General features: G+C 38.1%; 9 protein-coding genes. 3 read left to right on the top strand and 6 right to left on the bottom strand.

What is annotated here, in order from left to right:
• On the bottom strand, positions 1 to 1,078 hold a 1,078-nt coding region (argH, locus tag DYY66_RS08100), incomplete at its 3' end, for an argininosuccinate lyase (protein WP_166287941.1).
• A gap of 50 nt (positions 1,079 to 1,128) precedes the next feature.
• Here argH and DYY66_RS08095 point away from each other — a divergent pair.
• Positions 1,129 to 1,449 carry a metal-sulfur cluster assembly factor gene (locus DYY66_RS08095; RefSeq protein WP_166287938.1) on the top strand — a complete coding sequence of 107 codons (321 nt, stop codon included), beginning with the start codon at positions 1,129 to 1,131 and terminating at the stop codon, positions 1,447 to 1,449.
• Positions 1,450 to 1,453: 4 nt separating this feature from the next.
• Here the strand turns inward: DYY66_RS08095 and DYY66_RS08090 are convergent, their stop codons facing one another.
• The 4 genes from DYY66_RS08090 to DYY66_RS08075 are packed head-to-tail and all read right to left on the bottom strand — an operon-like array spanning position 1,454 to position 4,725.
• Positions 1,454 to 2,230 carry a succinate dehydrogenase/fumarate reductase iron-sulfur subunit gene (locus DYY66_RS08090; protein ID WP_166287935.1) on the bottom strand — a complete coding sequence of 259 codons (777 nt, stop codon included), beginning with the start codon at positions 2,228 to 2,230 and terminating at the stop codon, positions 1,454 to 1,456.
• 2 nt (positions 2,231 to 2,232) lie between these two features.
• Entirely contained in the window at positions 2,233 to 2,577 is a 345-nt protein-coding gene (locus DYY66_RS08085) for a succinate dehydrogenase (RefSeq protein WP_166287932.1), read from the bottom strand.
• A gap of 1 nt (position 2,578) precedes the next feature.
• Positions 2,579 to 2,974 carry a succinate dehydrogenase gene (locus tag DYY66_RS08080; RefSeq protein WP_166287956.1) on the bottom strand — a complete coding sequence of 132 codons (396 nt, stop codon included), beginning with the start codon at positions 2,972 to 2,974 and terminating at the stop codon, positions 2,579 to 2,581.
• Positions 2,975 to 3,012: 38 nt separating this feature from the next.
• A complete protein-coding gene (locus DYY66_RS08075) occupies positions 3,013 to 4,725 on the bottom strand; it encodes a succinate dehydrogenase/fumarate reductase flavoprotein subunit (protein ID WP_166287930.1) in 1,713 nt (570 codons plus the stop codon).
• A 244-nt stretch (positions 4,726 to 4,969) separates the two neighbouring features.
• Between DYY66_RS08075 and DYY66_RS08070 the strand changes: the two genes are divergently transcribed.
• Positions 4,970 to 5,830, top strand: a complete 861-nt coding sequence (locus DYY66_RS08070) for an oxaloacetate decarboxylase (RefSeq protein WP_166287927.1) — start codon at positions 4,970 to 4,972, stop codon at positions 5,828 to 5,830.
• Positions 5,831 to 5,867: 37 nt separating this feature from the next.
• On the opposite strand, the gene DYY66_RS08065 is transcribed toward DYY66_RS08070, so the two are convergent.
• Positions 5,868 to 6,152, bottom strand: a complete 285-nt coding sequence (locus tag DYY66_RS08065) for a DNA-binding protein (RefSeq protein WP_157927716.1) — start codon at positions 6,150 to 6,152, stop codon at positions 5,868 to 5,870.
• A 53-nt stretch (positions 6,153 to 6,205) separates the two neighbouring features.
• Between DYY66_RS08065 and DYY66_RS08060 the strand changes: the two genes are divergently transcribed.
• The coding region (locus DYY66_RS08060) for a cell wall metabolism sensor histidine kinase WalK (RefSeq protein ID WP_166287925.1) at positions 6,206 to 6,588 on the top strand (383 nt) is incomplete at its 3' end.

Genomic DNA, 6,588 nt, shown 5'->3' with positions numbered 1-6,588 from the left:
TAGAAAATCCCCCATCTATTGCTTGTCGCAATTTCTTTTCATTCACAGTCATTGTTTTAAGAAGAGAGTTTACCACAATCAATGACGATATTACTATCTTTGAAGTTGGCCAAATTGAGACCTTGATTTGTTGTAGGTCTCTGTTGTATCCAGATGGCAAACCCTTTAGATTTGACAATATTGCCATTTGGTATCCTATTACTTGAGCAGTTTTTCCTCGTATTAGCTCAAGAATATCAGGATTCTTCTTTTGTGGCATAACACTTGATGTGGATGTAAATTTATCAGACAGTTCAAGAAAAGAAAATTCCGAAGTAGACCATATGATGAAATCTTCAGCCATTCTGCTCAGATTAGTCATCAGGATGGAAGAATTTCCCACATATTCTGCAACAAAATCTCGTGATGATGTTGCATCAATTGAGTTTTCTACTAGTCCTTTGAATCCAAGCATTTTTGCAGTAAATTGCCTATCAATTGGAATGCTTGTTCCTCCTACAGGGCCTGCACCAAGGGGTGATTCATTGATTCTGCCATATGCAACATAGAATCTATCAAGATCCCGAAATAGTGCATCAGCATATGCCAAAAGAAAGTGGGAAAACAGCCCCACTTGAGCTTGTTGTAGATGCGTATACAGAGGCATAATCGTATTCTGGTGTTTTTCTGCTAGTTGTATCAGTGTAGATATGACCTCGTTTAGAAAAAAACAGACAATATTGACATCATCACGTATCTTCATGCGTATGTCAAGTGCCACTTGATCGTTTCTTGAGCGCGCAGTATGCATCTTTCCGCCTGCTTCTTTTCCGGCTTTTTTTATCACTAGTGATTCAATTAGTTCATGAATGTCTTCGGCTTCTGATTTTTCAGAAAAGTTTTCTTTTTTCAGTCTCTCCAGCGCGCCGAGAATCTTTTCTGCTTCTGCTTTTGTAATAATTTTATTTTCTAAAAGCATCAGAGTGTGAGCCTGACTTCCTAGTATATCATACTGTGCAATTTGAAAATCATCTGAAATTGATGAAAGAAATTCTAATGTGTTTTCATCTAGTTTTCCCTCCAGTCTAGATCTGTACATCAAATTAGGAAATAGAATGGTTATATATAGCATAGACGCTTTTTTGATTTATGTCACAGGCGTCTCAAGACCTGAGAAGACAAATTTTTGATGAACTAACAAAAGTGGTTGATCCAGAAATAAATGTCTCAATAATGGAACTTGAACTAGTGGATAACATTGACATTGCAGGGACTGAAGTTAAGATTGATCTGCATTTGACCAGTCCATTCTGTCCGGCAATATTTGGATTCAAGATTGCACAAGATGTTCACGACAACTTGCTCAAAATAGAAGGCATCAATGATGTGAAAGTAAATGTTTCAAATCATTTCATGGCAGAGGCCATAAACAATCAAGTAAACACTAGCAAGAATCCTAAAAAACCTTAGAGTATTATTTTCTAAATCCTAACATATATCCCCTAAGTAGCTGTATTGCCATTGCTGGGTCTACACCTTTAGGACATACGTGGCTACAGGATCCCGCAAAATGACATCTCCATATTCCATGAGAGTCATCTATAATTTTGAGTCTCTCGTCTTTTCCTTTATCCCGGTTATCTGCTACGTATCGATAGGCTTGTGCTAATCCCTGAGGACCGATAAATGACTCATCGGTAGCCATTGTTGGGCATGCAGAGTTACACAGACCACACTTGATACAATAAGAGAACTGGAGAAACTTTTCAAGATCCTGCGGTGTTTGTATGAATTCCTTAGAGTCAGGTGTTACTTCAGAATCTTCTCTAATGATAAACGGCTTCATCTTTTTGTGGTTTGAGATCAATTGCTTAAAGTCAACTGCAAGATCTCGGATTATTGGAAAGTTGTTCATTGGTTCAACTGTTATAACATTGGAATCCAATTCTGAGACTTTTGTATAACAAGCAAGTGCGGGCCTTCCATTGATTTTCATTCCACAAGAACCACATGATGCTTGTCTGCAAGAATATCGTACTGCTACAGAGTGATCAAAATTTTGTTTCACATACAATATTGCCTCCAAAACAGTAGTCCATTTCTGTACTGGGACCTGAAACTCTGCAAAAGTAGACTCTTGTCCTTCTGATGGGTTTGACCTGGATATCCTCAGAGTAATGGTATCTGTCTGGCCAGTGGTTTTTGTATTAGATTTTGGTTCTTCAGATGGTTTTGCTGCTACAACTGCCATGACTAAGAAACCCCCATTCCAGCCATCAATATAGTTCTTGAGCCATAAGCAATCAATGCAGCCATGGCTGCAAGAGATCCATAATTGATCATTCTTTCATATGTAGAACCCTGTTTTAGTTCCAAAAGAATTACTCTGAGCCCATTAAAACCGTGTACTGAAAGCAAGATCAGTAGCACTTCTAACATAAGCGCATATGGAAGAAAATGATAGTTTGCAATCACATTTTGATATTGTAGTGAATCTGAAAATTTTTGTGACATCCTCATAAGTATATGCACAGCTACAAGTGCCACAGCTCCTAGTGCTGTTCCATAATGTATTTTCATGATAATACTTTCTCTCATCTTAATCACCAAACAGTACTGATGCACCATACATCATGGCTAATGCTGCAAGAGCAATTGAAACCCAGATGCAAAGTCTTTGTTTATAGTTAAGCGATGCTGCCTTGTATGGATATTCGGGTTGTCCAGGTTTCCCAACTCCTATACCTCCATGACCTAGCATGACTCGAATTCCGTTTGCAGTATGAAATACACACATTCCAATCACTAGCGTAAGAAGGATGTGACCTTGCGGAGTTTGTGTTAATTCTAGCATCTGATTCCATGCTATTTTTCCATTGACGATTGTGCTCGTTTCATAAATATGACCTATCAAATAGGCAAGTAGCCCAAGTCCAGTTAATCGCTGTATCCAATATGCAAATCGTTCTATTCCATATCTGGTGGGATTTGCCATTCCCTTTATACCTTCACGGTTTGACAATCTTTCTGCCACTAGTATTTCCTCTCCACTGGCTTGTATTTAGTAATAGTTACTGGATGTGTCTTCAGAACAGGTTCTTTGGTATCATAGTAAACAAGAGTATGGTGTAAAAAGTTCTTATCATCTCTATCAGGGTAGTCAACTCTTGCATGTGCACCACGGGATTCTTTTCGTGCAATTGCGCCCATCAGAATAACTTCAGCCACACGGAACATGGAATCAAGTTCCATAACATTTGTAAAGTTGGTGTTGTACTCTTTTGCCTTGTCATCAACATGTTTCCAAGTTTTTCGCTGTAGTTGTCTAATTTGTTTTAATCCTTCAACTAGATCGTTTTCAGTCCTAAAGACATAGGCTTTTGAATTCATTATGTCGGTTAACTCTTGACGTACTTCATACGGATTTACACTTCCACTGCCTCTAAAAATTCCGTCATAGATTCTTTTTTCTTCAGTAGCAATCAAATGTATTGGAAATTGAGGCTGAGATTTACCTTCAAGAATATATTTTGCTGCCAATTCTCCAGTTATTTTTCCCCATACAAGACATTCAGCTGTTGAGTTTGCACCCAACCTATTTGCTCCATGGACACTATTGCATGCAACTTCTCCAGCTGCCCATATTCCTTGTATTTCGGTTGCACCATCTATGTTTGTATGAATTCCTCCCATCATGTAGTGACACACTGGTCTAACATCAATTGGTTCATTGATTGGATCCACACCAGAGAATTTTAGCGAGATTTCTCGAATTGCAGGTAATTTTCCAATAAGTACTTCCTTGCCAAGGTGTGTAAGATCTAGTTTTAGACACTCTACTCCTGTTTCATTTTTGAAACCTCTTCCCTCGTTAATTTCTGTCATCATTGCACGAGAAACAACATCTCTTGAAGCAAGTTCAAGTTTGGTTGGTGCATATTTTTTCATAAATCGCTCTCCATCTTTATTTAACAGATATCCGCCTTCGCCTCTTGCACCCTCGGTAATCAAAATTCCAGATGGCAATATTCCAGTTGGATGGAATTGAACAAATTCCATGTCTTTTAGTGCCATTCCAGCACGATATGCCATGTCTAATCCATCAGGAGTTGATGCCAATGCATAAGTTGAGAAACTGTAGACTCGTCCAGCTCCACCTGTTGCAATGATTAGTGCTTTTGCTTTGAATGTGTAAAAGTTACCACTTGCAAGTTCGATTGCAGTAATTCCACAGAAGTGTTGACCGTCGTGTATTACAGATGTAACAAACCATTCGTTGTAAAATTCTATATTATCAAATTTCTGGCAAGTATCATACAGAGTTTGCATCTCGTAGAATCCAACTTTATCTTGAGCATATGTTGCACGATTAAAGCTGTAACCTCCAAATGCTCGTTGACCAATTCTTCCGTCTTCTCTTCTAGACCACGGCATTCCCCAATGTTCTAGCTGATATACTTCAGATGGCATTTCTTGGACAAGTCTTTCAATTACGTCTTGGTCTCCGAGAAAATCACTTCCTTTTACAGTATCATATACATGAGATTCAAGAGAATCTCCTTCCTCAGGATATAGAACTGCTGCGGTTCCACCCTCAGCAGATACAGAGTGTGAACGCATGACTTGAAGTTTTGAAACAACTCCAATCTTGATCGTTGAACTTACTTTTGCTGCTTGAATTGCGGCTCTAAGACCAGCAAGGCCAGAACCCACTATCAAGAGATCAAGTTCTATGCTGTTGACCATTATTCGACATTCTCCTTTCCACGCTTCATAAATATGTCTTGTGAAGGATTCCAATCAGGCTATATTACTATTATGTATGCCTAGCGATAATTTTTTATTATATTTGGAGGAACTTTGCTTTTCAAGGATTTTCAATATATTTCACGGGTTGTTGAAATAATATCCTAATCAGAAAAAGTCAAGAGTAGAAAAAATGTCAAAGATGAACTAAGCAATAAATAATTGTAGAACAGTATAGCCGCAGTTGACAAATATTAGAAAATTATTACTAGACAAGTCAAAACCTCTCGTTTTCCCAGGAGTCTATGATGCAATAACTGCAAGAATAGCACAAAAAGCAGGTTTTGAAGCAATGTTTCAGACAGGATATGGAACCTCTGCAGCACTCCTTGGCATGCCAGATTATGGTTTCATAGGATCAACTGAAACAATTGAAAACGCAAAGAGAATATGCAAATCAGTATCTGTTCCAGTCATAGTAGATGCGGACACAGGATATGGCAACCCATTGAGTGTATGGAAACTTGTAAACGAATTAGAGTCGGTTGGAGCATCAGGCATATTTCTTGAAGACCAGAAATGGCCAAAAAGATGTGGACACATGTCTGGTAAAGAAGTAATTCCAAAGGAAGAGTATGCTGAAAAACTTCGGGCTGCTGTTGATGCTAGAAAAAGTAAAGACTTCATAATTGTTGCAAGGACAGATGCTCGAGCAACAGAAGGCCTAGATGCAGCAATAGAGAGAGGTTTGCTTTACAAAGAGATTGGAGCTGATGCAATTTTCGTTGAAGCCCCAAAATCAGTTGAAGAAATGAAGAAAATAGGCAAATCAATCAAGGCTCCGCTAGTTGCAAACATGATAGAAGGGGGTGCAACACCTGTTCTTTCATCCAAGGAATTGCACCATATGGGATTCAATCTAATTTTGTACCCATTATCAGTGCTTTATGCAAATACTTTTGCAACTATGAGTATTCTCAAAGAATTGAAGAAAACTGGAACTACATTAAAGTTGAAAAAATCTCTAGTGAGTTTTGACGAATTCAATAACATTGTAGATCTTTCCAAATTTAAAAAAATGGAAAACAAGTATTCAACAAAATAAGTAACAAAAAAGAAAAGAGTCTTTCAAGGTATCCTATCTAAGAGTGAGTTCTCTTTACTTCTATTTCTATAGTAGAAACATTCCTAGAGCGTCCATCTTGTGATTGCATTTGTTCTGAACCTATCTTGATGTTTCCGACTGCATAGCCAGCATTTTCTGTTTTTCGTGCAATGATTTGAGCAACATCTACTGCATGGCCGATACTAAGTCCTCTTGCCTTGATTGATATTTTTGGTTGATTTGCCAACTGTATGAGCGCAGAAGTAACATACGACATCAGTGGCTTCTTTCCTATGTAGATAATGTCTCTAGATTCGGACATGCGCTAACTACCATTTGGGATAATTTAAATCTAAGAATGAAAAATTCGAGGCAATGAAGTTTTTGCTGTTACTAGTTTTTGCAGTAACAATTATCGGAGCTAGTTCTGCGTACGGATACGAGGAGGTTTCAACATCTGACTTTAAGATAGTAAATTCCCTTGGTGAGGAGATAAAATCGCCCGTAGTTGACCAGCAGCTTAACTTACAAACATCATTGAAGAACATGAATGGAAAAAATATTGATTGGGCATACATAGTTCAAGTAATCAATTCAGATGGAGCAATTGTTGATCTCAATTATGCAACAGGATCTCTTGCAAATAATCAAACCCTTGCTGCAGCACTTTCATGGACTCCTAGTGAACGAGGAAATTATAAAATCGAGATATTCATCTGGGACAATTTACGCGACATAAATCCACTTGCTCCCATGTC

Source organism: Candidatus Nitrosotalea sp. FS, assembly GCF_011319475.1.
Taxonomy (GTDB): domain Archaea; phylum Thermoproteota; class Nitrososphaeria; order Nitrososphaerales; family Nitrosopumilaceae; genus Nitrosotalea.
Note: the sequence above shows the minus strand (reverse complement) of the source record. Positions and strands in the feature narration are given on the sequence as shown.

Excerpts from the sequence above, each read along its gene's own strand:
- DYY66_RS08095 (WP_166287938.1), top strand. The coding sequence starts at position 1,129 with ATGTCACAGGCGTCTCAAGACCTGAGAAGACAAATTTTTGATGAACTA.
- DYY66_RS08085 (WP_166287932.1), bottom strand. The coding sequence starts at position 2,577 with ATGAGAGAAAGTATTATCATGAAAATACATTATGGAACAGCACTAGGA.
- DYY66_RS08080 (WP_166287956.1), bottom strand. The coding sequence starts at position 2,974 with ATGGCAAATCCCACCAGATATGGAATAGAACGATTTGCATATTGGATA.
- DYY66_RS08075 (WP_166287930.1), bottom strand. The coding sequence starts at position 4,725 with ATGGTCAACAGCATAGAACTTGATCTCTTGATAGTGGGTTCTGGCCTT.
- DYY66_RS08065 (WP_157927716.1), bottom strand. The coding sequence starts at position 6,152 with ATGTCCGAATCTAGAGACATTATCTACATAGGAAAGAAGCCACTGATG.
- DYY66_RS08090 (WP_166287935.1), bottom strand. The coding sequence starts at position 2,230 with ATGGCAGTTGTAGCAGCAAAACCATCTGAAGAACCAAAATCTAATACA.